At 60.2% G+C, this 25,373-nt stretch carries 24 protein-coding genes; 6 read left to right on the top strand and 18 right to left on the bottom strand.

Annotation, left to right across the window (positions count from 1 at the left end; all coding sequences use genetic code 11):
- Positions 1-162 precede the first annotated feature (162 nt).
- From AAGQ88_RS26305 to exbB, 6 genes are all read right to left on the bottom strand, one after another.
- Positions 163-1,557, bottom strand: coding sequence for an HDOD domain-containing protein (locus AAGQ88_RS26305; protein ID WP_342654025.1), 1,395 nt, complete (start codon positions 1,555-1,557; stop codon positions 163-165).
- An 86-nt stretch (positions 1,558-1,643) separates the two neighbouring features.
- Positions 1,644-3,719: an ATP-dependent DNA helicase RecG gene (recG, locus tag AAGQ88_RS26300; protein ID WP_342654024.1), complete on the bottom strand. Its 2,076-nt coding sequence runs from the start codon at positions 3,717-3,719 to the stop codon at positions 1,644-1,646.
- Positions 3,720-3,727: 8 nt separating this feature from the next.
- On the bottom strand, positions 3,728-4,657 hold the full coding sequence (locus tag AAGQ88_RS26295; RefSeq protein WP_093466293.1) for a hydrogen peroxide-inducible genes activator: 930 nt from the start codon (positions 4,655-4,657) through the stop codon (positions 3,728-3,730).
- Between the two features lie 91 nt (positions 4,658-4,748).
- A complete protein-coding gene (locus AAGQ88_RS26290) occupies positions 4,749-5,492 on the bottom strand; it encodes an energy transducer TonB (RefSeq protein WP_285422900.1) in 744 nt (247 codons plus the stop codon).
- Positions 5,489-5,914, bottom strand: coding sequence for a TonB system transport protein ExbD (gene exbD, locus AAGQ88_RS26285; protein ID WP_285422901.1), 426 nt, complete (start codon positions 5,912-5,914; stop codon positions 5,489-5,491). The genes AAGQ88_RS26290 and exbD overlap by 4 nt, the downstream gene beginning before the upstream one ends.
- 3 nt (positions 5,915-5,917) lie before the next feature.
- Positions 5,918-6,895 (bottom strand): tonB-system energizer ExbB, encoded by a 978-nt coding sequence (gene exbB, locus AAGQ88_RS26280; protein WP_342654023.1) that lies wholly within the window; start codon positions 6,893-6,895, stop codon positions 5,918-5,920.
- A gap of 211 nt (positions 6,896-7,106) precedes the next feature.
- On the opposite strand from exbB, the gene AAGQ88_RS26275 reads away from it, so the two are divergent.
- Positions 7,107-7,964 carry an NAD-dependent epimerase/dehydratase family protein gene (locus AAGQ88_RS26275; RefSeq protein ID WP_342654022.1) on the top strand — a complete coding sequence of 286 codons (858 nt, stop codon included), beginning with the start codon at positions 7,107-7,109 and terminating at the stop codon, positions 7,962-7,964.
- 199 nt (positions 7,965-8,163) lie between these two features.
- On the opposite strand, the gene AAGQ88_RS26270 is transcribed toward AAGQ88_RS26275, so the two are convergent.
- The 6 genes from AAGQ88_RS26270 to AAGQ88_RS26245 form a co-directional block, all read right to left on the bottom strand.
- Positions 8,164-8,901, bottom strand: a complete 738-nt coding sequence (locus AAGQ88_RS26270) for a hypothetical protein (RefSeq protein WP_342654021.1) — start codon at positions 8,899-8,901, stop codon at positions 8,164-8,166.
- 62 nt (positions 8,902-8,963) lie between these two features.
- On the bottom strand, positions 8,964-9,344 hold the full coding sequence (locus tag AAGQ88_RS26265; RefSeq protein ID WP_093466280.1) for a RidA family protein: 381 nt from the start codon (positions 9,342-9,344) through the stop codon (positions 8,964-8,966).
- Between the two features lie 24 nt (positions 9,345-9,368).
- Positions 9,369-11,477, bottom strand: coding sequence for a bifunctional GTP diphosphokinase/guanosine-3',5'-bis pyrophosphate 3'-pyrophosphohydrolase (spoT, locus tag AAGQ88_RS26260; RefSeq protein ID WP_093466278.1), 2,109 nt, complete (start codon positions 11,475-11,477; stop codon positions 9,369-9,371).
- Between the two features lie 60 nt (positions 11,478-11,537).
- Positions 11,538-11,801: a DNA-directed RNA polymerase subunit omega gene (gene rpoZ, locus AAGQ88_RS26255; RefSeq protein WP_025257879.1), complete on the bottom strand. Its 264-nt coding sequence runs from the start codon at positions 11,799-11,801 to the stop codon at positions 11,538-11,540.
- Positions 11,802-12,042: 241 nt separating this feature from the next.
- A complete protein-coding gene (gmk, locus tag AAGQ88_RS26250; RefSeq protein ID WP_342655894.1) occupies positions 12,043-12,663 on the bottom strand; it encodes a guanylate kinase in 621 nt (206 codons plus the stop codon).
- A gap of 13 nt (positions 12,664-12,676) precedes the next feature.
- On the bottom strand, positions 12,677-13,540 hold the full coding sequence (locus AAGQ88_RS26245) for a YicC/YloC family endoribonuclease (RefSeq protein ID WP_342654020.1): 864 nt from the start codon (positions 13,538-13,540) through the stop codon (positions 12,677-12,679).
- A gap of 292 nt (positions 13,541-13,832) precedes the next feature.
- On the opposite strand from AAGQ88_RS26245, the gene rph reads away from it, so the two are divergent.
- Positions 13,833-14,555, top strand: coding sequence for a ribonuclease PH (rph, locus tag AAGQ88_RS26240; RefSeq protein WP_093466271.1), 723 nt, complete (start codon positions 13,833-13,835; stop codon positions 14,553-14,555).
- Between the two features lie 49 nt (positions 14,556-14,604).
- Positions 14,605-14,973: a DUF4870 domain-containing protein gene (locus AAGQ88_RS26235; RefSeq protein WP_285422906.1), complete on the top strand. Its 369-nt coding sequence runs from the start codon at positions 14,605-14,607 to the stop codon at positions 14,971-14,973.
- 114 nt (positions 14,974-15,087) lie between these two features.
- Here the strand turns inward: AAGQ88_RS26235 and AAGQ88_RS26230 are convergent, their stop codons facing one another.
- A complete protein-coding gene (locus AAGQ88_RS26230) occupies positions 15,088-15,867 on the bottom strand; it encodes an exodeoxyribonuclease III (protein ID WP_037016693.1) in 780 nt (259 codons plus the stop codon).
- A gap of 82 nt (positions 15,868-15,949) precedes the next feature.
- On the opposite strand from AAGQ88_RS26230, the gene pyrE reads away from it, so the two are divergent.
- Positions 15,950-16,591 (top strand): orotate phosphoribosyltransferase, encoded by a 642-nt coding sequence (gene pyrE, locus AAGQ88_RS26225; protein ID WP_093466265.1) that lies wholly within the window; start codon positions 15,950-15,952, stop codon positions 16,589-16,591.
- Between the two features lie 22 nt (positions 16,592-16,613).
- Positions 16,614-17,228 carry a DUF4124 domain-containing protein gene (locus AAGQ88_RS26220; RefSeq protein WP_285422907.1) on the top strand — a complete coding sequence of 205 codons (615 nt, stop codon included), beginning with the start codon at positions 16,614-16,616 and terminating at the stop codon, positions 17,226-17,228.
- Positions 17,229-17,310: 82 nt separating this feature from the next.
- On the opposite strand, the gene argB is transcribed toward AAGQ88_RS26220, so the two are convergent.
- The 4 genes from argB to coaBC all read right to left on the bottom strand — a co-directional run bounded on the left by argB (position 17,311) and on the right by coaBC (position 22,619).
- Entirely contained in the window at positions 17,311-18,216 is a 906-nt protein-coding gene (argB, locus tag AAGQ88_RS26215; protein WP_062379782.1) for an acetylglutamate kinase, read from the bottom strand.
- Between the two features lie 23 nt (positions 18,217-18,239).
- On the bottom strand, positions 18,240-19,637 hold the full coding sequence (locus tag AAGQ88_RS26210) for a phosphomannomutase/phosphoglucomutase (RefSeq protein ID WP_342655893.1): 1,398 nt from the start codon (positions 19,635-19,637) through the stop codon (positions 18,240-18,242).
- 1,311 nt (positions 19,638-20,948) lie between these two features.
- Positions 20,949-21,404, bottom strand: coding sequence for a dUTP diphosphatase (gene dut / locus AAGQ88_RS26205; protein WP_342654019.1), 456 nt, complete (start codon positions 21,402-21,404; stop codon positions 20,949-20,951).
- Positions 21,405-21,410: 6 nt separating this feature from the next.
- The gene (gene coaBC / locus AAGQ88_RS26200) at positions 21,411-22,619 is read right to left on the bottom strand and encodes a bifunctional phosphopantothenoylcysteine decarboxylase/phosphopantothenate--cysteine ligase CoaBC (protein WP_342654018.1); all 1,209 of its coding nucleotides are present in this window, start codon (positions 22,617-22,619) and stop codon (positions 21,411-21,413) included.
- Between the two features lie 133 nt (positions 22,620-22,752).
- Between coaBC and radC the strand changes: the two genes are divergently transcribed.
- The gene (gene radC, locus AAGQ88_RS26195) at positions 22,753-23,430 is read left to right on the top strand and encodes a DNA repair protein RadC (RefSeq protein WP_093466252.1); all 678 of its coding nucleotides are present in this window, start codon (positions 22,753-22,755) and stop codon (positions 23,428-23,430) included.
- 55 nt (positions 23,431-23,485) lie between these two features.
- On the opposite strand, the gene AAGQ88_RS26190 is transcribed toward radC, so the two are convergent.
- Positions 23,486-25,075, bottom strand: coding sequence for an ABC transporter substrate-binding protein (locus AAGQ88_RS26190; RefSeq protein WP_285422910.1), 1,590 nt, complete (start codon positions 25,073-25,075; stop codon positions 23,486-23,488).
- Positions 25,076-25,373: the final 298 nt, after the last annotated feature.

Raw genomic sequence — 25,373 nt, 5'->3', positions numbered from 1 at the left:
GGGTCACTGGTCGATTTGCGCAGGGCGCTGGGCGGTCGGCGTGTGCGGGGCAGGGTTGCTCGCGAAGGGGCAAGCCCATCTGACGAGGATGTCTTGCTGAGGCCGCCGCGCTCGCGAGCAGGTTTCCAACCGCCAGGCATTACTGGCGGTTGGCGTAAACGGTCAATGAAACTGAGAAGCCAGTTCGCGCAGCAGCGTCTCGGCTTCAAGCACCTTCTGCACGACATCCTGAGCTTTTTCGCGCGGCAGTTCGAGGCGCTCGAACAGTTCGTCCGGAATGCTTTCCATCGGGCCTGATCCGATCCCTTCCTTGCGCAGCATGCGCACAGCCAGGCAAACCAGGTTCGCATACTCGTAATGCTCGCCCGTGTAATGCGGATCGTGCTGGAAGCGCAGCGCGGTGGCCAGCTCTTCTGGCATGTCCCAGTTGCGCATCAGCCAGGAGCCGATCTGTTCGCGAGTAATGCCCAGCAAGTGTTGCTCGACAAAACTGTGATGCAGGTGCGGGTTCACCTCGATCTGACGGCAGATCAGCGAAAAGTGAGGCGGGAACACATGCGCCAGCAGCAGGTAGCCGAAGTTGTGCAGCAGACCTGCCAGGTACGTCAGGCCGCTTTCAGGGCGCTTGGCGCGGGGCATGGCGCGGGTCAGGCCTTCGATGACCGCTGCGGTGTAGATCGACTGCTGCCAGTAAGGCGTTGCGTGCTGCGGATGGTCCTTGGGCAGCGCCAGGGTTTTGCCCAGAGCCAGACCCAGCGCCAGATTGATGACCAGATCAAAACCCAGTACGCGAACGATGGCGTCTTCAACCGAGCGAATCTTGCCGGCAGAGCCGTAATAAGGCGATGCGGCCCAACTGACGACTTGGGCAGCGAGCGCCGGATCGGTTTCTACAACGCCCGTGATGTCATCGATCGTGGCGTCCGGATCGACTCGCAGCTTGATGATTTTCTGCGCCGTGTCGGCCAGTGGCGGAATCTCCACGGTCGCTTCCAGGCGCTGCTGGATGCGTCGGGCAGTGAAGTTCTGCACGGCCTTGGTGATTTCTTCGCGGTCGTCGTCAGGACGCGTCAGGTTTGGCTGCACCAGCGTGACTGGCTCGCCGAAAGTGGCGGCGCTGGCTTTGGTCAACAGGCTCTTGAAATCATCTCTGCCGATTTCCAGCAACAGGCCCGGCTCGCCGGAATCGATCAGTACGCAAGGTTCCTGAAGGATGCGCTCTTCGTACAGGCAAGGCGAGCTGGTCAGTGCCGGAAGGGCGGGCAGGCTGTGCAGGTTGTTCTTGCCGAGCATCTGATCCAGGTGCTCTTGCGACACGGCGGTCAGCTTGCGCCCGGTCAATTCGGTGATGCGGTTGAGGTCCAGCAGCTGGTTTTGCGGGAACAGGATCAGCAACGCGCCGACAGAGTCATGCACCAGAATGGCCTGTACTTTCTGTGCGGATGGCAGCGATTCGTCGTCCATGACCTCGCGGTAGTTGATGGCAGACCTGCCAAGCAACTGCCGGATGACAGACGGGGCGTGTTGGGCGGCGTCGATGTGGGCAACTTCTGTCATGGCTGTATCCAGATTCCTACAATTGCTGAAGTATAACCAGCTTAGTTGTTATATAGGTGAGACACTCATTTATAGCGCTGACTGCTTCACACTTGGCCGTATTGCTGGCCGTGGCGCAACCAGCGCTCCAGCAACGGGCTGACATGTTGAGGCCAGCGTTCAAGCAAAGCCTGGGCTGCATCCCTCACTGCCGGTAGCAGATCGGCATCGCGCATCAGGTCGGCGACCTTGAACTGTAGCAAACCGGTCTGGCGTGTTCCGAGCATCTCTCCGGGCCCGCGAAGCTCCAGGTCTTTCTCGGCGATCACAAAGCCGTCGTTGGTTTCGCGCATGATCCCCAACCGCTGGCGGCCGATCTGGGAAAGAGGAGGATGGTACAACAGTACGCAATGGCTGGCAGCACTGCCGCGTCCCACTCGGCCGCGTAATTGGTGGAGTTGCGCCAGGCCGAGTCGCTCCGGGTTTTCAATGATCATCAGGCTGGCGTTGGGCACATCCACGCCGACCTCGATAACGGTGGTCGCCACCAGCAGCTGCAAATGGCCTTGCTTGAACTCAGCCATGACCGCCGCCTTCTCCGCAGGCTTCATGCGTCCATGAATCAGGCCGACTTTAAGCTCGCCCAGGGCACTGGTCAGTTCTTCAAACGTGGTTTCCGCGGCCTGACAGGTGAGTTCTTCGGATTCCTCGATCAGGGTGCAGACCCAATAAGCCTGGCGGCCTTCGGCGCAGGCATTTCGCACTCGCTCGACCACTTCGATGCGGCGGCTATCGGCCACCAGCACCGTGTTTACCGGTGTGCGGCCTGGCGGCAGCTCGTCGAGAATCGAAGTGTCGAGATCGGCATACGCACTCATCGCCAGCGTGCGCGGAATCGGCGTCGCCGTCATGATCAACTGGTGCGGACACATCATCCCGCCCACGCCTTTTTTGCGCAGGGCCAGACGCTGCTGAACGCCGAAACGGTGCTGTTCGTCGATGATCACCAGCGCAAGGTTTTTGAACTGCACTTCATCCTGAAACAGCGCGTGCGTGCCGACGACCATGGGCGCGCCATTGGCTATCTGCTCCAACGAGGCGGCCCGGGCCTTGCCCTTGAGTTTGCCGGCGAGCCAGGCCGTCTCGATGCCGAGCGGCTCCAGCCAGCGGGTGAAGTTGATGAAGTGCTGCTCGGCGAGGATCTCGGTCGGTGCCATCAGTGCGACTTGATAACCCGCTTCGAGGGCTTGCAACGCGGCAAGCGCCGCGACTACCGTCTTGCCTGCGCCCACGTCACCTTGAATCAGCCTGAGCATCGGCTCTTGCTGACTGAGGTCGTAGGCGATTTCCTTACCGACACGCTGCTGAGCGCCGGTCGGAGGGAAACCCAGGTTGGCGAGAAATTGTTTCGGCAGGCGTTTGGCGAGCGGCAATGCGGGCGCCCGCTGTGACCGCAGGCTTTCGCGCAGGCGCTGCTGGGAAAGCTGATGCGTGAGCAGTTCTTCGAACGCCAGTCGGTGCTGCGCCCAGTGATGACCCAACGCGAGTTCCTCGACGTCGGCATCGGCTGGCGGGTTGTGCAGGTAGTGAATAGCGTCAGCCAGCGGCGCCAATTGGTAATCTCTGGCCAGCTCATCCGGCAGCCAGTCAGGCAGGCTTTTAGGGCCCAGCATGCCGAGACTTTGCTGGCACAGCTGGCGCAGGCGTTGCTGCGTCAGCCCCTCGGTCGTTGGATAAATCGGCGTGAGCGTCTGCTCCACGGCGACATGTTCATCGCCAATGATGGCGCGGTATTCCGGATGATAGATCTCCAGACCTGACGCACCGGGGCGCGCTTCGCCGTAGCAACGCACGTGCGTGCCGCGTTTCAGGCCATCCTTCTGCGCATTGCTGAAATGATAGAAACGAAGACTCAGCACGCCGGTCCCGTCGCCCAGCCTCACCAGCAGGCTGCGGCGCTTGCCCATCACTACATCAGCGCCGCTGACCACGCCTTCGATGACCGCGTCCTGTCCGGGCCGCAGCGCACCGATCGGCACGACGCGGGTGCGGTCCTGATACCGCAACGGCAGATGGAACAGCACGTCCTGAATATTCTCCAGGCCGACCTTCGCCAGCTTTTCGGCCATTGCCTCGCCGACGCCCTTAAGCGCCGTAACCGAGACGTGGGACAGCTCCGTCATACCGCCACTTAGCTCGCTTGCGCCTGGGCTTTAGGGCGAGCGACTGAACAGAGACGAATCGAATCGGCGAGGATTTCGATGGCTTTGGGCCGAGGGAAGCTTGCGCGCCAGGCGATGGCGACAGTGCGGAAGGGCACCGGCGGCGACAGCGGGCGGACTTCGATCACGCCAGGGGCGTAATGATGGCTGTCGACGGCGGACATCGGCAGAATGGAAACGCCCAGACCCGAAGCAACCATGTGGCGAATGGTTTCCAGCGAGCTGGATTCGACCGTGGTGTGCTTGGCACTGTCGCCACCTTTGACCAGCGTCGGGCAGGCTTCAAGCACTTGATCCCGGAAGCAGTGGCCTTCGCCCAGCAGCAGCAAGCTTTTGTCGTTGAGCGCCGAGGCGTCGATGGTAGCTTTCTGAGTCCAGGGATGGTCGGCCGGCATCAGCACGTAGAACGGCTCGTCATACAGCGACATCGTCAGTACGTCGGCTTCGTTGAACGGCAGGGCAATGATGATCGCATCGAGCTCACCGTTGCGCAGCTTGTCACGCAGCACGTGGGTGAAGTTTTCTTCGATGTACAACGGCATTTGCGGGGCGACCCGATGCAGTTGCGGAATCAGATGAGGAAACAGGTAAGGACCGACGGTGTAGATCGCGCCGACTTTCAGCGGGGCCGTCAGTTGGTTTTTGCCGGTTTGAGCCAGCTCGCGAATGCCTTGCGCCTGTTCGAGCACTTTCTGAGCCTGAGCCACGATGCCCTCGCCAACCGGCGTAAGACGTACCGCACTCTTGCTGCGCTCGAAAATCAGCACACCGAGTTCATCTTCCAGCTTCTTGACGCCGACCGACAGGGTCGGCTGGCTGACATGGCAGCGCTCGGCCGCGTGGCCGAAGTGCTGCTCTTGAGCGAGGGTAACGATATAGCGCAATTCTGTGAGGGTCATAGCGTGCGTCCATGAAGTTGCGGCCCCAGCATAGCGGGTGCAATCGATAGACGCACGTTATCAGACCCTCTGATATCACAAAATCAGCGTTTCAACGTTTATCCAGCGAATAAACGAAGGGAGCGACCACTTCCAGCGTGCCGTTGTTGAGCAATTCTGCAGGCGGCTTGGGCAACGGTTGCGCCCGGCGGATCATTTCCAGCGTTGCGCGATCCAGCGCCGCACTTCCCGACCCTCCAGCGATTTCGTAGGACAACACCCGGCCTTCCGCATCGACCACGAACCGCAATCGGTTAATGCCTTGCATCCCCCGACGACGAGCGTCTTCCGGATAGCGCTTGAATTTACTCAAGTGACGCAACAGATCACCCTGCCAGCTTGGCAATGCGGTACTCGGCGGCGTGGGTGGCGCGGGTTCCGGTGCAGCCGATTTCTCAGGCTTGGCATTCGACGGTGGTGTGTCCACTGGCTTCTCGTCAGCGGGCTTTTCCTCCTTCGGTGGCTCGACCTTTTTCACAGGCTTGGGCGGCTGTGGCTTGGGCTTAGGCTTGACCGGCTTGGGAATCGCGATTTCCGGCTTGGGCGCTTCGGCGATCGGCGGAATCGGCAGTTCTTCTTCCGGCGCTGGCGGCTGCGGCGGTTGCACCACTTGAGGCGGCGGAGGCGGAGCGGGCTCGGGTACGGGCGCCAGCTCGACCATCATCGCTGCCGGCGGCAGCTCGATGGCCTGAGAGGAGGGCCAGCGCAGCGCGACGACAATCGCAATGGCGTGCACCGCCAGCACCAACAACAGACTACCGCTATAGCGCGTCAGTTTTTGGCGCGTATTGATCATTTCTTACCAACCGTCTCAAGACCCACCAGACCGACCTTCAGGTAGCCGGCGCCTCGCAGCGCGTTCATCACTTCCATCAGGTCGCCGTAATCGACGCCTTTATCAGCCTGGAAGAAGATCGTCGTGTCCTTCTTGCCTTTGGTCTTGGCGTCCAGCACCGGCCCAAGCTGCTCGCGCGCGACCTTGTCGTCGCCCAGGTACAGGCTCTGGTCGGCCTTGACGCTGAGGAAGATAGGCTTCTCGGGTCGGGGCGCCGGTTTGGCCGTGGAGGCGGGCAGGTCGACCTTGATGTCGACCGTGGCCAGCGGCGCTGCCACCATGAAGATGATCAACAGCACCAGCATGACGTCGATGAACGGCGTCACGTTGATTTCGTGGTTCTCGGCGAGGTCGTCGCCACCTTCGTTAAGATGCAGGCCCATGGCTTACCCCATTTTTACCATGTGCGGCTGTTGGCCACGGTCGGCGGCAGGCTGGTGATCCAGATCGCGGCTGACGAGCAACAGAACTTGCGCCGAGGCATCCGACACCTGAGCCTTGTAGCCTGCGATCGAGCGGGCGAAGACGTTGTAGATGACCACCGCAGGAATCGCTGCAACCAGGCCCAAAGCCGTTGCCAGCAACGCTTCGGCGATACCGGGCGCGACGACGGCAAGGTTGGTGGTCTGGGTCTTGGCGATACCGATGAAGCTGTTCATGATGCCCCACACCGTACCGAACAGACCCACGAAAGGGGCGGTCGAGCCGATGGTCGCGAGCACACCGGTGCCCATGCTCATGTTGCGGCCGCAAGCTGCAACCAGACGCTCGAGGCGGAAGCTCACACGCTCTTTGATACCCTCGCGCTCGCGGCTGTTGACCGACAGGTGCATTTCTTCAAGGGCGTCATGCACGAGCAGATTGGCCAGCGTGCCTTCTTTTTTGGCGCCGGCACTGGCTTCGTCCAACGTGCGTGCGCGTTTGAGGGCCGCGATTTCGCCTTTCAGGCGACGCTTGGCGCCCAGCAGTTCGAAGCCTTTGGCGATCCAGATGGTCCAAGTGATGATCGACGCGATAGCTAGACCGATCATGACGGCTTTGACGACGATGTCGGCATTTTTGTACATGCCCCACGGCGACAGGTCGTGCGACATGCCAAGGCTGTTGTCTTCGGCAGCCGCCTCAAGTGTCTCGGCCGGCGTAGTTGAAGAAGCATCTTGAACCGCCGGAGCGGCCGAGGAGTCAACAGGAGTGGCCGCCGGTGCAACGGTTTGTGTCGCGGGAGCGTTCTGTGCCGGAGCATTGGAGTCTGCCATCGCGACCGGCGTCAGCATCAGGCTGAACAGCACCGCGGCGATGGCGCGCCCTGCGCGTGGCAGACCTTTGGACGTGATAGACGAAGCAGGGGATTGGATAGGTGTCATGCTGGCCCGACCTGATATGAAAATAGGTGTTCGTTCTAAGTGCGTCACGCTGGCGCAAGGCGAGCGGAGGAGAACAAAGGGCCGTTATTATTGCAAGTAATTCTTGTTAACAAAAGTAATAGAGTATCTTTTTTTCCGTAGAGCGCATTCCGACGGTCGTCCAAAGCGCCGGTTTTACGGGTTCAAACCTATTTTCATGTGGAGATTGTTCATGGCAGGGCCTTCCGTTTTGATTGCTGGGTGTGGAGATATCGGAGGTCGGCTGGCCACTCAATTGCTGCCACTGGGGTGGACGATCTACGGCTTGCGCCGGTCTGTGGGGAAGCTGCCCAAAGGCGTGCTTGGTGTGAGTGGCGATCTGTTCGACGCCCGCATCCCGGATCAGTGGCCGGAAGGGCGCATCGATTACCTCGTGTATTGCGCCACCCCGACCCAGCGTGACGAGGCCGGATATCGCGCTGCTTATATAGAGGGGCTGCGGCATGTCCTTGGATGGACTCAGCGCAGCGGCCAGCGGCCCAAACGTGTCGTGTTCGTCTCAAGCAGCAGCGTGTACGGACAACAGCACGGCGAATGGATCGATGAGACCTCGCCTGCACACGCCACCGGATTTTCCGGGCAGGTCATGCGGGAAGCGGAACAAGTGGCGCTCACCAGCGGGCTTCCTGCCACGCTCGTCAGGCTTACGGGCATCTATGGTCCGGGGCGCAGTGACCTGATGAACCGTGTGCGTCAAGGCTACAGCGTTGCCGAAGAGCCGCCGTTGTATGGCAATCGGATTCATGCGGACGACGCTGCCGGTCTGCTGGCATTTCTGCTGCAGGCAGCATCCGAAGGCGCGACGCTGGATGACTGCTATCTGGGTGTGGACGATGCGCCAGTTCCTCTCTCCGAGGTCGTCGACTGGATGCGCCAGCGCCTGGGCGTCACGCAATGGTCGGACGAAAACAGCGTCCGCCGCGCGGGCAGCAAGCGTTGCAGTAATGCCCGGGCCCGCGCGCTGGGATGGGCGCCGCGTTATGCGAGCTATAAAGAAGGGTATGAAGCGATGTTGGCTCAGGAGAATTGAGCCCGCTGCGATCTGTTGATCCGGCCGGCGCCGGTGGGAGTTCAGCTTGCTGACGGATGCAGCGTATCAGTCAACGACGCGTTGTCTGAGCTGACACCTTCGTGAGCAGGCTCACTCCCACACGAATCTCCAGGCTTTGCGGAATGCTCCGGCTAGACGCAAGACTTGTAGGAGCGCGCTTGCTCGCGATGCCTGAGGACTAGTTTTTCTCCAGCACCCAATGCCGCTCGCCGGGGCGCAAATCAGGCATTTCGGTGGGCTGCGCGTTGTTAACGGCCTGGAAAATTTCCAGCTGTTTACCGTTGCGAACGAAAATCCACGGATTGCCGCGCTCGTTACGTTCCAGCCACATGCTGTCATATTCCCCGCTCATGGCTGCGCAATCGCCCGCAAGGCACAGCGCGTAGCGATCATTGCCTGGCAGGCCGCTTACGCTGCCGTCGGGTTGAAACTCGACGGTGCTGCCTTGGCCTTCACCGCTGACGATGTTCCATTTCCCGCCCAAATAAGCGGTATAGAGCGCTCGCTCAAAACTGGTGCCGGGCTGGGCACCCGCTGGTGCGGCTTCCTTGGGCGCCCGGAAATGCTGCTCGGGGCCGGTATCGCTCGCACTCTGCACCAGGTCGTCGCCCTTGAGTGCCAGCGTTTCGGAGGAGTTGCCGTAGAAATCGACCCGCAGCGCGCCTTCGGCGTTGCTGGCAATCTTGCCTTCGCTCAGCTCGAAGCCATTGGATGCGGTAGCCTGACCGGCCTTGGTGTTGATGTTCCATTCCAGGTTCGGACCGTACGCCAGCAGTGCCTGACGCAGGTTGCCGCCTTCGGCTGCGGCGTCGATGGCGGCCTGATTGATCCAGGTGCCGTCCGGGCTTTCATTGGAGTGGCTGGCGCAGCCGCTGAGCAGCGCGGCCAGCAGTGAGAGGGCGAACGCAACGCGCATAAGCGGAGTCCTTCCTTTTTCTCTGAGGAGATGGCGGAGCGTGGATGCGCTCCGCGAGACGATTACTCGATGACCAGGATCGCGTCCATTTCAACCTGAGCGCCGCGAGGCAGAGCCGCTACGCCGATGGCCGCACGCGCCGGGTAAGGCTGTTCGAAGTACTTGCCCATGATCTCGTTGACCTTGGCGAAATGGCTCAGATCGGTCAGGAAGATATTCAGTTTGACGATGTCCTTGAACGAACCGCCTGCCGCCTCAGCCACCGCTTTCAGGTTCTCGAACACCTGAGTCGTCTGAGCCTCGAAGCCTTCGACCAGCTCCATGGTTTTCGGGTCCAACGGGATCTGCCCGGACATGTAGACGGTATTGCCAGCTTTGATCGCCTGAGAATAGGTGCCGATGGCGGCAGGGGCTTTGTCGCTGGAGATGACGGTCTTGCTCATGAAGAACTCCTGTTTGCGGTTTGGCTACGCGCGCATCCGGGTGATGCGGATCACGCCGGTCAGGGCGCGTAGTTTCTTGATCACGCGGGCCAGATGCACACGGTCGTGCACGCTGACCACCAGTTGAACCACGCTGATGCGGCCATCGCGTTCGTCCATGCTGATTTTTTCGATGTTGCCGTCGGCGGCGTTGACGCTGCTGGCCAGCAATGCGATCAGGCCACGCTGATGTTCCAGCTCAACACGCAACTCGACGTTGAACTCGCCGGTGACGTCTTTGGCCCACGACAGCTGAATGCACTTTTCCGGGTTATGACGGATTTCGCTGATGTTCCGGCAATTGTCCAGGTGCACGACCATGCCTTTGCCAGCAGACAGATGACCGACGATCGGGTCGCCGGGAATCGGCGTGCAGCATTTGGCGTAGCTCAGAACCAGACCTTCCGTGCCGCGGATTGCCAACGGGCCTTCAGCGCTCGGCAATTCGTCACCTTCGCTCGCAAGCAGCCGACGGGCAACGACATACGCCATGCGGTTGCCCAGGCCGATGTCTTCGAGAAGATCCTCGATAACTTCGACCCGGTACTCGGCAAGAATCAAGCGCACCCTTTCAGTCGGAATCTTGTCCAGGCTGCTGTCGAAACCGTTGAGAACCTTGTTCAGCAGGCGTTCGCCCAGACTGATGGATTCGGAGCGGCGTTGCAGCTTGAGCGCGTGACGAATATGGGTGCGTGCCTTGCCGGTGACCACGAAGTTGAGCCACGCAGGATTTGGCCGAGCGCCGGGGGCACTGACGATCTCGACCGTCGAGCCGCTTTGCAAGGGTTCGGAAAGCGGCGCGAGCCTGCGATTGATCCGACAGGCAATGCAGCTGTTGCCGACGTCTGTGTGCACGGCGTAGGCAAAGTCGACGGCCGTGGAGCCTTTGGGCAGCTCCATGATTCGGCCTTTGGGCGTGAAGACATAGACCTCATCCGGGAACAGGTCGATCTTCACGCTTTCGATGAATTCCAGCGAGTTGCCGGCGCGCTGCTGCATTTCAAGCACGCCTTTGACCCACTGACGTGCGCGAGCATGGGTGCCCTTCGGTTGCTCATCGCCGGAAGATTTGTACAACCAGTGCGCCGCGATGCCGTTGTTGGCCATCTCTTCCATTTCGCGCGTGCGGATCTGGATTTCGATCGGGACGCCGTGCATGCCGAACAGCGTCGTGTGCAGCGACTGATAGCCGTTGGCCTTGGGGATTGCGATGTAATCCTTGAAGCGGCCGGGCAATGGCTTGTACAAATTATGTACAGCGCCGAGTACGCGATAACATGTATCAACCTTGTCGACGATGATCCGGAACGCGTAGACGTCCATGATCTCATTGAAGGCGCGACGCTTGCCGCGCATCTTCTTGTAGATGCCGTACAGGTGTTTCTGTCGACCGCTGACCTCGCCTTCGATGCCGTCGACGGCGAGGCAGTGGCTCAGCGACTCTTCAATCTTGTTGACCAGTTCCTTGCGATTGCCACGCGCGCGTTTCACGGCTTGGCCAATGCGGGAGGAGCGCATCGGATACATCGCCTTGAAACCCAGATCCTCGAATTCGATACGCACGCTGTGCATGCCAAGGCGATTGGCGATGGGGGCGTAGATTTCGAGGGTTTCTTTGGCGATGCGGCGGCGCTTCTCGCCGGACAGGACTTCGAGCGTGCGCATGTTGTGCAGGCGATCGGCGAGCTTGACCAAGATCACGCGAATGTCGCGCGCCATGGCCATGGCCATTTTCTGGAAGTTCTCGGCTTGCGCTTCGGCCTTGGTCTCGAAATTCATCTGGGTCAGTTTGCTGACCCCGTCGACCAGTTCGGCCACGGTTTCGCCGAACTGCGCACAAAGCGCCTCTTTGGCGATGCCGGTGTCTTCGATCACGTCATGCAGCATCGCGGCCATCAGGCTTTGATGGTCCATGTGCATGTCGGCAAGGATATTGGCCACCGCCAGCGGGTGCGTGACGTAGGCTTCGCCGCTGCGACGGCGCTGGCCGTCGTGGGCTTGTTCGGCGTAGAAATACGCTCGGCGAACCAGATTGACTTGGTCTTTGCCGAGGTAGGTCGACAGGCGATCGGCGAGGGCGTCTATGCTCGGCAAGATAAGACTCCTTGCCGATGGCGTTGACCCTGCGCCTTGCTACGTCGACCGGGCATAGGCTTAGACGGCCTCGCTGGACTCGTCCTCGAACGCTGCGAACAATGGTTCATCTTCAACGATTTCAGCTTCTGCGATGACAGCGTAATCCATCAGGCCCGCTGCGATTTCGCGCAGGGCAACAACGGTAGGCTTGTCGTTTTCCCAGGCCAGCTTTGGCTCTTTGCCGCCGGTCGCCAGCTGACGCGAACGTTTGGTGGCGAGCATGACCAGCTCAAAGCGGTTATCTACATGTTCCAGGCAGTCTTCAACGGTCACGCGGGCCATGGGTATTCCTCGTAGCAAATGCGATATGCGCGGTGCCCGGATGGGCGAGCGGACTCGGTAGTTTACAAGCGGAGCGCTCAAAGCTTCAAGCGGCATGCCACGAGCGGTCGGTTTTGGCGCTGTTTCGACGCGCTTTGCACCGCCCGTGTAGGAGCGCGCTTGCCCGCGATGGCGGTATGTCTGGCAATGAATGTGTTTAATTCACCGACACCATCGCGGGCAAGCGCGCTCCTGCAGTTGATTATGCAAGGAGCTGTTTCAGCAACTCGGTATGGCGCTGCTGCTGGTGTTCCTGGCTGAGCAGGTTGGCGCGGAAAATCGCTTTCAGATCTTCAAGGGCGGTGGCGAAATCGTCGTTGATCACGATGTAATCGTATTCGACGTAGTGGCTCATTTCGCTGACGGCTTCGCGCATACGGCCTTCGATGATTTCATCGCTGTCCTGACCACGGTTGGTCAGGCGCTGACGAAGTGCCTGCTGAGTCGGCGGCAGGATGAAGATCGAACGTGCGTGCGGCATCAGTTTGCGCACCTGCTCGGCGCCCTGCCAGTCGATCTCAAGAATCAGGTCGTGACCCTCGTCCAGCGTCTGCTGCAGACGGCTTTGCGAAGTGCCGTACAGGTTGCCGAATACTTCGGCCTGTTCGAGAAAGTCGCCGTGCTCAATCATGCGCACGAACTCTTCGCGGTCGACGAAGTGGTAATTCACGCCGTCCGCTTCACCCGGGCGCATGGCCCGAGTGGTGTGGGAAACGGAGACGCGAATCTGTGGCTGAGCATCGATCAGGGCCTTGACCAGGCTGGTCTTGCCCGCGCCCGATGGGGCGGAAATGATGTACAGGGTGCCGGTGCTGTGGGTCATGTCGGGGTAGGCCTTACTCAATGTTTTGCACTTGTTCGCGCATCTGCTCGATCAACACCTTGAGGTTGACCGCGGCTTGCGTGCTTCGAGGATCGAAGGCTTTGGAGCCCAGTGTATTGGCTTCTCGGTTGAGTTCCTGCATAAGGAAATCCAGGCGGCGCCCAGCCTGTCCACCGGCTTTGAGCACGCGGCGCACTTCAGTGACGTGAGTGCTCAAGCGGTCGAGTTCTTCGGCGACGTCGCTTTTTTGCGCGAGCAGCACCATTTCCTGCTCCAGTCGTTGCGGATCCAGCTCGGCCTTCATGTCGGCAAAGCGGTCGAGCACTTTCTGGCGCTGGGTCGCGAGCATCTGCGGCACCAAGGTGCGCAGCGTGGCCACCTCGGTTTTGATCGAGGTGAGCCGTTCGTCGAGAAGTTTCGCCAGGTCGGCACCTTCGCGGGCGCGTCCGGCCTTGAGCTCGTCCAGTGCCTGGTTGAACAGCGACAGCGCGTCGTTGTTCAGCGCCTGAGGATCGGTTGCATCGGCGACCAGAACACCCGGCCAGGCAAGCACCTCGAGCGGGTTCAGCGCTGCGGGTTGCTGGATCAGGCTGGCAACCAGCTCGGCCGCAGCGACCAGTTGCCCGGCGCGTTCGCGATTGACCTGCAGCGGCTTGCCGGCGGTTTCCTCGGTGAAGCGCAAGGTGCATTCGATCTTGCCGCGAGAAAGCCCCTGACGCAGTGCTTCACGCACGGCGCTTTCCAGATCGCGAAATGATTCCGGCAGGCGCAGGTGGGGTTCGAGATAACGATGGTTGACCGAGCGCAGTTCCCAGCTCAGCGTGCCTTGTGGGCCTGCTCGTTCAGCGCGGGCAAAAGCCGTCATGCTGTGCACCATGGGAAGTACCTCTATAAAGTCAGGCGTTGGAAATAGCCTGCTCGGGGCGGTGATCTGCCCGGTTGAGTGTCGTGAAAAAACGACAGGCTATAAAGGCGCAGGATTGTAGCTCAGTGCGAGGTTGGCGCCCAAATGCAGCATTGTCGCAAGCGATGCGCGGTGCTGCGGCTTCACTGCCTGGTCGCGCCTTTTCGCGCGGCCGATGGTCATCGATCGCGCATTAGATGCCCCAAGGGCGTGCTTGCGCCTCTATAATGCACGTCAGTTTTCCGTCTCAGTACAGGTATCCCGAATGAAACGTCCAAGTGGTCGCGCTGCCGATCAGCTCCGCTCGATCCGCATCACCCGCAACTACACCAAGCACGCCGAGGGTTCTGTGCTGGTCGAGTTTGGTGATACCAAAGTCATCTGCACCGTTAGCGTCGAAAACGGCGTTCCACGTTTTCTGAAAGGTCAGGGTCAAGGTTGGCTGACCGCCGAGTACGGCATGCTGCCGCGTGCGACAGGTGAGCGTAATCAGCGTGAAGCCAGCCGTGGCAAACAAGGTGGCCGTACCCTGGAAATTCAACGCCTCATCGGCCGTTCTCTGCGTGCCGCGCTGGATATGTCCAAGCTCGGCGACGTCACGCTGTATGTCGATTGCGACGTGATCCAGGCCGACGGCGGCACTCGCACCGCGTCGATCACAGGCGCCATGGTTGCGCTGGTCGATGCGCTTAAATCCATCAAGAAGCGCGGCGGCCTCAAGGGCGGCGACCCGCTCAAGCAGATGATCGCCGCTGTGTCGGTGGGCATGTACCAGGGTGAGCCGGTGCTGGATCTGGACTACCTGGAAGACTCGGCTGCCGAAACCGACTTGAACGTCGTCATGACCAGCGCTGGCGGCTTCATCGAAGTTCAGGGCACCGCCGAAGGCGCGCCGTTCCAGCCAGAAGAGCTGAACGCGATGTTGGCTCTGGCACAGAAGGGCATGAGCGAGCTGTTCGAGAAGCAGCTTGCTGCACTGGCCGACTGATTGCCGTTTCAGCGAGTCTTTTGAATACCGTCATAACAGGGAAAGCATGATGATCGACAGTCAGCCGCCGCTACCGGCACCCAGCAAAGAAGTTCGTCAGTGGGCGATGCTGTGCCACTTTGCAGCGTTTTTCGGACTGATCTTTCCGTTCGGCAATCTGTTGGGGCCGCTGATTGTCTGGCAGCTGAAGAAAGAGGCTGACCCCTTCATCGACGCACAGGGCAAGGAAGCGCTGAATTTTCAGATCACCGTGGCCATTGCCGCAATGATCTGCTTCCTGCTGATGATCATCGTCATTGGCTTTCCGTTATTGATGCTCGTGGGCGTCGGCGCGCTGGTGCTGACGATCATTGCAGGCATCAAGGCCAATGACGGGGTCGCGTATCGTTATCCGTTTACCTGGCGGTTGATCAAGTAATCCTTGCCTGGTCGGACGCTTTCGCGAGCAAGCCCGCTCCCGCAGGTAAAACGTTCAGGGTGCAGAAAAAACAAAAGCCGACTTCACGTCGGCTTTCTTTTGAGCAACTGAACGTCAGATGGTCAACGTCCAGTCGTAGTCCACGATCAGCGGCGCGTGTTGCGAGAAGCGCGGCTGGCGTGGCAGGCGTGCGCTACGTACGAAGCGGCGCAGACCCGGGGTCAACAACTGATAGTCGAACCGCCAGCCCAGATTGAGCATCTCGGCCTGTTCGTTATCGGGCCACCAGCTGTACTGGTCGCCTTCGCGGCTGACTTCGCGCAGGGCATCGACGTAGCCCATGTTGCCCACGATCTCGTCCATCCAGGCACGTTCAGGTGCCAGGAAGCCCGGAGATTGCTGGCTGTCGCGCCAGTTCTTGATATCCAGCTTCTGCTGGGCCACGTACAGCGAGCCACAATAAATGTACTCGCGACGCTTGCGCCGCTGCTTGTCCAGATACTTGCCGAAATCGTCCATGAGCTTGAATTTCTGATTCAAGTCCTCATCGCCGTTCATCCCGGACGGGAGCAGCAAGGTGGCAATACTGACTTTATCGAAATCTGCTTGCAGGTAACGCCCGTAACGGTCGGCTGTCTCGAAGCCGAGACCGTTGATTACCGCCTTCGGTTGCAGCCGCGAATAAAGTGCCACGCCACCTTGGGCAGGGACTTCGGCATCGCAGGCATATAGGAAGTAGCCGTCCAGTTGGAAGGCTGGGTCGTCCAGTTCAAAGGCGGAGGCGCGGGTGTCCTGAAGGCAGATGACGTCGGCATTCTGGGCTTGCAGCCAACTGAGCAAACCACGCTCGACTGCAGCCTGAATACCATTAACGTTCACACTGATGATCCGCATAAATGGCCCCAAAAATCACGTGCGTGTATGATACCCGAGCTCTACCTAATTAGCTAAATCCGTGGTATTCGGGGCTTTTTTCATGCAGGCGTATCAGCGCGATTTTATTCGTTTTGCCATCGATCGCGGGGTTTTGCGCTTCGGTGAATTCACTTTGAAGTCAGGGCGCACCAGTCCTTACTTCTTTAATGCCGGTCTTTTCAACAGCGGTTCGGCGCTTGCCCAGTTGGGCAAGTTCTATGCGGCCGCGGTCGTCGAAAGCGGTATTTCGTTCGATGTTCTGTTCGGGCCAGCCTACAAGGGTATCCCGCTGGCGGCCGCGACCGCCGTGGCGTTGGCCGATCATCACAACCTGGACCTGCCGTGGTGTTTCAACCGCAAGGAGGCCAAGGCTCATGGTGAAGGCGGCAGTCTGGTCGGCGCGCCGTTGACCGGCAATGTGCTGATCATCGACGACGTGATCACTGCCGGCACCGCGATCCGTGAAGTGATGCAGATCATTCAGGCCCAAGGCGCTAACGCGGCAGGCGTATTGATTGCGTTGAATCGTCAGGAACGCGGCAATGGCGAGCTTTCCGCGATTCAAGAGGTCGAGCGCGACTTCGGCATTCCTGTGGTGAGCATCGTTTCGTTGAATCAGGTTCTCGAGTTCCTGGCCGATGATCCGCAGCTCAAACAGCACTTGCCGGCGGTCGAAGCCTATCGCGCGCAGTACGGCATCTGAGTCGTCTAGGGATCTCGCTTTTATGCTCAAGCTGGGCACATTGGGTCTTTGTCTGTCGCTGGGTCTGGGCTGCGTCACTGCCGTTCACGCTGATGATGCGCCGGGTATCGTGTTCTATCGCTACGTCGACAACCGTGGAGTGACGGTCCTCGATCGTCAGGGCGTACCTGCTGAATACGCCGGCAAAGGCTATGAGGTGCTCAACCAGCGCGGCCGTGTGGTTCAGGTCGTCCCGCCAGCGCCGACAGCCGATCAGGCGCGTGAAGCTCAGGCCGCCGCCCAGGCTGCGAAGCTGCAGGCTGACGCGGACGCCCAGTTGCTGCATCTTTACAGCAGCGTTGCCGATGTCGACCGCGCCCGAACTCGCAAACTGGCTGAGCTGGACGCGCTGATTTCCGTGGCGCAAGGCAACATTCAGGGGCTGACGACCCAACTCGGCACGCTTCAGAGCCAGGCTGCGGATCAAGAGCGCGCAGGGCACCCGGTGTCTCAGAACCTGATCGATCAGATGAACGACGTGCGCGATCAGCAGCAGAACCTGAAAGTCGATATCTTGCGCTATCAGACCACGCGGCAGCAGGCTGATCGTGATTTCGCGCAGGATCGCGCGCGCTTGCAGCAGCTGATTCCGCAATAACGGCCGTCGTCTCCGAGGTCGCAAAATGAAAAGGCCCCGCCGGTTGTCGCCGACGGGGCCTTTTTCATTCTGCTTGGTGCGATCAGTGACGCTTGCGGTTGCTGATCAGCGTACCGACGCCGGTGTCGGTGAAGATTTCCAGCAGCACGGCATTCGGCACGCGACCGTCGATGATGTGCGAGGTGGTCACGCCGCCCTGGACCGCTTCAAGCGCGCAGCGAATCTTCGGCAACATACCGCCGTAGATGGTGCCGTCGGCGATCAGGCCGTTTACCTGCTCGGTCGTCAGACCGGTCAGAACCTTGCCTTCCTTGTCCATCAGGCCGGCGATGTTGGTCAGCAGCATGAGCTTTTCGGCCTTCAGCGCTTCAGCCACTTTACCGGCGACCAGGTCGGCGTTGATGTTGTAGGACTCGCCGTCCGCGCCCACGCCAATTGGCGCAATGACTGGAATGAAATCGCCCTTGACCAGCATGTTCAGCAGGTCGGTATTGATGCCAACGACTTCGCCGACGTGGCCGATGTCGATGATTTCAGGCTTGGTCATTTCCGGCGTCTGGCGAGTGACATTCATCTTCTTGGCGCGGATCAACTGAGCATCTTTGCCGGTCAGGCCGATCGCACTGCCGCCGTGGCGGTTGATCAGGTTGACGATGTCTTTGTTGACCTGGCCGCCCAGGACCATTTCGACGACGTCCATGGTCTGTGCGTCGGTAACGCGCATGCCGTCGATGAAGTGGCTTTCGATGGACAGACGCTTGAGCAGGTCGCCGATCTGTGGACCACCGCCATGAACCACGACCGGGTTGATGCCTACAGCCTTCATCAGCACGATGTCGCGTGCGAAGCCGGTCTTCAGCTCTTCGCTTTCCATGGCGTTGCCGCCGTACTTGATGACCAGCGTCTTGCCGACAAAACGGCGAATGTAGGGCAACGCTTCGGAAAGGACCTTGGCGGCATTGGCTGCGGCATCACGTTCGAGGGTCATTTGGGCTCCACTCAAAAAATTGGTCAAAAAGGAAGTTCTAAGTCCGGTGCTACGTTGTTCAGCTGGGCGCGGAACACGTCCTTGATGCGCTGCAGCTCCGCTTCGGTTTCGGCTTCAAAGCGTAATACCAGCACTGGGGTGGTATTGGAAGCGCGAACCAGACCCCAGCCCTTCGGGTAGTCGACGCGTACGCCATCGATGCTGGTCAGGTTGGCATTGCCCCACTGTGCATCGCGCTCCAGCGCTTCGATGATGCTGAATTTGCTGGTCTCGGTGACTTTGACGTTGATTTCCGGAGTCGACAGGTCGTTGGGAAACGTTGCGAACAGTTCTTCGGCGCTGAGTTTTTCCTGGCTGAGAATCTCCAGCAGACGCGCTGCGCTGTAAATTCCGTCGTCGAAGCCGAACCAGCGCTCCTTGAAGAAGATATGCCCGCTCATCTCACCGGCCAGCAATGCGCCGCTTTCCTTCATCTTCTTCTTGATCAGCGAGTGACCAGTTTTCCACATTACAGGCCGGCCGCCGTATTCCTGGATCAACGGTATCAGTCGGCGTGTGCATTTCACGTCGAAGATGATGTCGGCACCTGGATTGCGCTTGACTACGTCGCGGGCGAACAGCATCAGCAGGCGATCGGGGTATACGACGCTGCCTGCGTTGGTGACGACACCTACGCGGTCGCCATCGCCATCGAACGCCAGCCCTACATCCGCGCCGGTTTCCTTGACCTTGGCGATCAGGTCCTGAAGGTTTTCCAGCTTGCCCGGATCGGGATGATGGTTGGGAAAGTTGCCGTCCACTTCGCAGAACAGCGGGATGACTTCGCAGTTCAGGGCTTCGAGCAACTGCGGCGCAATCACGCCAGCCGCGCCATTGCCGCAGTCGACGACCACCTTCATGCGGCGGGCGAGAACCACGTCATTGGTGATCTGACCGGCGTACAGGTCGAGAATGTCGACCTGCGTGATGCTGCCTTTGGCGGACGGCAAATGGTTGCTTTTGATCCGTGCATGCAGCGCCTGAATCTGCTCGTTGGCGAGCGTGTCGCCAGCGATCACAATCTTGAAGCCGTTGTAGTCCTTCGGGTTATGGCTGCCGGTCAGCATGACGCCGGTTCTGCCCGCCAGAACGCAGGCCGCGTAATACAGAGCGGGCGTCGGGACTAGGCCGATGTCGCTGACATGGCAGCCGCTGTCATACAGACCTTTGATCAACTGAGCCACGAGCGTCGGCCCTGACAAACGACCGTCGCGGCCGACGGAGACGTTCGGTTCACCTTGCGCCAGACTCTGCGCACCGACGGCGCGTCCGATCCAGTAAGCGGTCTCGGCCGTCAGCGTTTCGCCCACGATGCCGCGAATGTCGTATGCGCGGAAAATGCTGTCCGGAAACTCCGGTGCGATGGAAACGGTGCTGCTCATAGCGTGAAAATGCTCCGACTCCAGCAAGTCCTGTGGTTCATCGAGCAGGTCGATATCGAGAATGTCGGTGTCTTGAAACAACGGGTCAGTCAGATCGCTTTCTTCTGAAATCACGGGCGAAAAAGTGGCGGCGTTGCTTGTTGAACCCGGTGCTGTGGTGGGTAAGGCGTTGTCCGCCGACGGACTGGTTGTCGCAGGCCCTGCTGCGCGCAACGAGAATCTGGCCATGCTTTGCGCCAGTCCGTTCAGGGCCGGCAAGCTGAGGCCGAAGGCTTTGACGGCTTTGCCACCCGAGAGTTCTTGCAGCAATTGCTCCAGCTGTCGGGCGTCGGCGGCGACGCGGCGTTTGATCGCGCTTTCATTGAGATAAAGCCCCAGCAGCACGCTGCCAATGGCAACCAGCAACGCCAGCAGCAACATCAGCCAAGGCGTTGAGCCTTGCAGCGCAGGCCCGGCCGCAAACGTGAGCTTCCAGTTCGGATAGCCGGTGGCGAAGTCGATCGCTTGACCGCCGTCGCTTTGCCCTCGCGTCAGAAAGGTTTGCGCGGCCGCTGTGCCGAATTGCTGGCTAAGGACGATCTGGCCCACATCTGCAGGTGCGTCCGGCAGCGCGCTGGTCAGACGTTGAAGGTTGTAGGCCAGCAGCAGTGTGCCGGTGATCGGGGCGTCCGGCGCGGTCCGCAGCGGTGCAACGCTGTAAATCAGCCAGGCGTCGCCGACCTTGCGCGCTTCAGGGGCTGGCGTTTCGCCTTTGCCGGCCTTGGCCAGCATGTCCAGCGTGGCGAAGCTGACAGGAATGGCGCCCTGATTGTCGACGTTGTTGAACCCTGGCGGATTCAGGCGAGCACCCACCACGCCGTCTCTGAAGCGCAAGCGATTCTGCGCACTTTCGACTGCCGTCGGATCACCGCTTTGCAAGGTCTGCGCGAGTGTGCCGTCGGTGGCAGCGGCCAGAGTGTCGGCGTTGATCTGGCGCAACGCTCTGTTCACTGCGCCAGCCTGCGTGCTGCCCCAGGCTTGCAGCAGTTGCTCGTGCTGTTGCGGCTGGCTCTGAATGGCAAGCCAGACCAGCACGGCAGAGGCGAGCAGGCCGATGAGCGAAGGAATGAGGCCCGGGCTTGCCAGGCTCAGACTGGGGTCCTTGACTGGGGTGTCAGTGGTGTCCTGAATGGAGGTCGCCTTGGCTTCGCGCTTGATGCCTTTCAAACTTCACTCTCCCTGCTCGATCTGCCTTAGGCGGCCTTAAGTTCTCGCATTCGCTCAAGACCTCAACGGCCATGAGCGATTGTTGCCAAGGTTAAGTCGGGTCAATCAATGGCTGCCAGAGTGACCGAAGCCGCCAGCACCGCGCTGACTCTCGTCGAACTCCTGAACGATGTCGAAGTGCGCCTGAACCACCGGCACCAGGACCAACTGCGCAATACGCTCGCCGATGGAAATCTTGAACGCCGTCTGGCCGCGGTTCCAGCAGGAGACCATCAGCTCGCCCTGGTAATCGGAGTCGATCAGGCCGACCAGATTGCCCAGCACCACGCCGTGCTTATGGCCCAGGCCTGAGCGCGGCAAAATCAGCGCGGCAAGGCCCGGATCTGCGATATAGATCGACAGTCCGGTCGGAATCAGAAGGGTCTGACCCGGTTCGAGCACTGTGTCCTCTTTGAGCATGGCGCGCAGGTCCAGGCCGGCGGAGCCGATAGTGGCGTAGGCCGGGAGTGGAAATTCGCTGCCAATGCGAGGGTCGAGGATCTTGGCTTGTAGAGCATGCATACGTGATTAAACCTGGTTCATACGATCAGCGATAAAAGTCACCAGCTGGCGGGCTATTTTGGCCTTGCTGGTCTGGGCGAAGAGCGTTTCCTGCAACGCTCGGTCGATCACGCTGCACGCGTTTTCTTCGCTGTTGAAGCCAATGCTGGGATTGGCCACGTCATTGGCGACGATCAGGTCGAGGTTTTTATCCTTGAGCTTGCGTGCGGCGTAGTCGAGCAAGTGTTCGGTCTCGGCGGCAAAGCCGACACTGAACGGGCGATCTTCACGTTGGGCGATGGTGGCGAGAATGTCCGGATTGCGGACCATCTGCAGGAGCAGGCCATCACCGTTGGTGGGATCTTTCTTCAATTTTTGTGGTGCAACGACTTCCGGGCGGTAGTCGGCAACCGCAGCAGAGGCGATGAACAGGTCGCAGGGCATGGCCGCTTCGCACGCGGCGAGCATGTCGCGGGCGCTGACGACATCGATGCGCGACACGCGATCCGGGGTCTGAAGATTAACCGGGCCGGTGATCAGCGTGACCCGTGCGCCCGCTTCCGCAGCGGCTTCGGCCAGGGCAAAGCCCATTTTTCCGGAACTGTGGTTGGTGATGTAGCGCACCGGATCGATGTTTTCCTGCGTCGGCCCGGCCGTGATCAGGACGTGCTTGCCGGTCATCGTCAGGCGCTGAAAACAGTCGGCAGCCGACTGCGCAAGATCATTGGGCTCAAGCATGCGTCCGTAGCCCACATCGCCGCAGGCCTGGCTGCCACTGGCCGGCCCGAACATGCGAAAGCCACGTGTTTCGAGGGTTTGCAGGTTGGCTTGTACCGAAGGATCGCGCCACATGGCCTGATTCATGGCAGGCGCTACTGCGACGATGGCATCGGTCGCCAGTACCACGGTGGTCAGCAGATCATTGGCGATGCCTTGGGCCAGACGCGCGATGAGGTCGGCGGTGCCCGGGGCGATCAGCACCATGTCCGCCCATTTCGCCAGTTCGATGTGCCCCATGGCCGCTTCGGCCGCAGGGTCGAGTAAGTCCAGGTGCACAGGATGCCCGGACAATGCCTGCATGGTCAGTGGGGTGATGAACTCGGCTCCGCCCTTGGTCATGACGACCCGGACCTCGGCACCGTGGTCGCGCAATCGACGGACCAGTTCGGCGCTCTTGTAGGCCGCGATGCCTCCGCCGACGCCGAGAACGATGCGTTTCCGATACAGCCGCTGCATAGGCCTGCCTTTTGGTCGAGTTAACACGCGGCAATCATGACGCCTCCCCAGGCCTGAATGTCGCGTTGAAAAGAGGGCTAAGATAGCACAGCGACCGCACGGGAACAGCGGCGCCCACATACAGGGAGGTGCTATGAGTATTCGTGATTGGCCCATGGCTGAACGGCCGCGGGAGAAGCTGCTCGAGCGAGGAGCCGCGAGCCTGTCGGACGCCGAATTGCTGGCAATTTTTCTGCGCACCGGCGTCTCGGGAAAAAGCGCGGTCGATCTGGCCCGGCATCTGTTGAATCAGTTTGGCAGCCTGCGATCCCTGCTCGAGGCGAACCTGACAGCGTTCAGCAAAGAGCTGGGGCTGGGCCCCGCCAAGTACGCGCAGTTACAGGCGGTCATGGAAATGGCCCGGCGCAACATGGGTGAAGACCTCAAGCGCGATTCGGTCCTGGAAAACCCCAGTCAGGTCCGCCGCTACCTCAAAGCGTTGCTGCGACACGAACCCCATGAGGTTTTCGGGTGCCTCTTTCTGGACAGTAAAAACCGCGTGCAGGCGTTCGAGGTGCTGTTCCACGGAACGATCAACATGGCTCACGTGCATGCCCGCCAGGTCGTCAAACGCGCGCTGGCGCACAACTGCGCGGCGTTGATCCTTTGTCACAATCATCCGTCCGGCGTGCGTGACGCCAGCGAGGACGATATCGAGCTCACCCGGCACCTGAAACAGGCGCTGGCTCTGGTCGATGTGTTGGTGCTGGATCACCTGATCATTGGCGACGGCGATCCGCTGTCGATGGCCGAGCATGGCCTGATCCGGTAGAGGAGGGCGATGGCTTGAAGCAGCCCCGCTGGCGGGACTGCTTCAAGGTGCTGGCTTATTTCAGGCTGACTTTCGAGAAGTCCTGGCGCCCGAACGGGCTGACGCTGTAGTTCACGACGTTCTTGCGCGTCAGGGCGAAAGCGGTCGGGTGCGCGAGAGGAAGCCAGAGCGCCTGCTTCTGGATCTGCTCCTGGGCCTGATGATAAAGCTTGGCGCGCTGACCCTGGTCGGTCACCGCTTTGCCCTGGCTGATCAGCTTGTCCAGACCGTCATCGCAATAACGGGCAAAGTTGGTACCCGACTTGACCGCGGCGCACGAGAACTGCGGAGTGAGGAAGTTATCCGGGTCTCCGTTGTCGCCTGCCCAGCCCATGAACAACAGGTCATGCTCGCCTGTTTTGGCGCGACGGATGAGTTCACCCCATTCGATGACTTTGATCTCCGCCTTGATACCCACGGCCGCCAGATCGTTCTGCAGCAATTGTGCGCCCGCGCTCGGGTTCGGATTAAGCAGGCTGCCGGAAGGGCGAGTCCAGATCGTGGTTTTGAATCCGTCTTTCAACCCTGCGCTGGCGAGCAATGCCTTGGCCTTGGCCACGTCGTGCTTGTAGCCGGGCAAGTCGCTGGCGTAGCCCCAGGTATTGGGCGGGTACGGGCCGTTGGCCGCTCTGGCAGAACCCTCGAACACCGCTTTGAGATAAGTGTCCTTGTCGAACGCCAGGTTGATCGCCTGACGAACCTGCGGCTTGTCGAGCGGCGGGTGCTGGCTGTTGATCGCCAGGAATGCGGTCATGAAAGCGTCGGTTTTTTCGACGTTGAGGTTCTGATCCTTGCCGGCTTCAGCCACGTCCAGCGGCTTGGGGGACAAGGCAATCTGGCATTCATTCTGGCGAAGGCGCTGCAAGCGCACGTTGGCGTCCGGTGTGATGGCGTAAATCAGCGTGTCGACCGCCGGCTTGCCCGCGAAATAATCCGGGTTGGCCTCGTAACGCACCACCGAATCCTTCTGGAAACGCTTGAAGACGAACGGGCCGGTACCGATTGGCTGGCTGTTGAGCTTCTCCGGCGTACCGGCTTTCATCAGTTGGGCTGTGTATTCAGCAGAATAAATAGAAGCGAAACCCATGCTCAGGGTGGCAAGGAATGTCGCGTCCGGGTGATCGAGGGTAATGCGCACGGTATTGGCATCGGGTGCTTCGATTTTCTTGATCAGCGATGGCCACTGCATCGACTGCGCGTGCGGGAAACCCTGCGCGGCGACCTTGTTCCACGGATTGGCCGGGTCGAGCATGCGCTGGAAGCTGAACACGACATCTTGCGCGTCGAGCGCACGAGTCGGGGTGAAATAGTCGGTGTGATGGAATTTCACGCCTTGGCGCAGCTTGAAGTCATACGTGAGGCCGTCGGGCCATACGCTCCAGCTTTCAGCCAGGCTGGGGACCAGCTTTCCGGTCTGGGCGTCGTAGTCCACCAGCCGGTTCATCAGCACATCTGCCGATGCGTTGGTGGTGGTCAGCGAGTTATATTGCACCACGTCGAAGCCTTCGGGGCTGGCTTCCGTGCACACGCTCAGAGCCGTTGCCGCCTGAGCCATCAACGGCGCGGACAAGGACGCGAGCAAAAAGGGTAAAACGGCTAGGCGCATGGCGATTTTCCTTTCAGAGATAGCCCATCTGCCGGCGCAGTCTGGTGAGGGAGTTACCCTAGACCATGGATAGGCGCAGGACAATCGCTGCGGCGCGACGAGTGGTATATTTCCCGTCGCGCCCGATGCTGCTGGCGCTGCCAGACTAAAAGCCCTGAGTTTCTTGCAGGTAATTCGTCGTTTCTGTTGTTGCACCCAAGGCTTTCTGGTATAAAGCAGCGCTCTTTTCTAGGGGCCCGCTGCCTTCACCGCTGGTGTGGCCGGTAAGACCCCTGAAGAAACGCGGCGCCTGGCGCCA

This window comes from Pseudomonas sp. F3-2, from assembly GCF_038804275.1.
GTDB lineage: Bacteria > Pseudomonadota > Gammaproteobacteria > Pseudomonadales > Pseudomonadaceae > Aquipseudomonas.
Note: the sequence above shows the minus strand (reverse complement) of the source record. Positions and strands in the feature narration are given on the sequence as shown.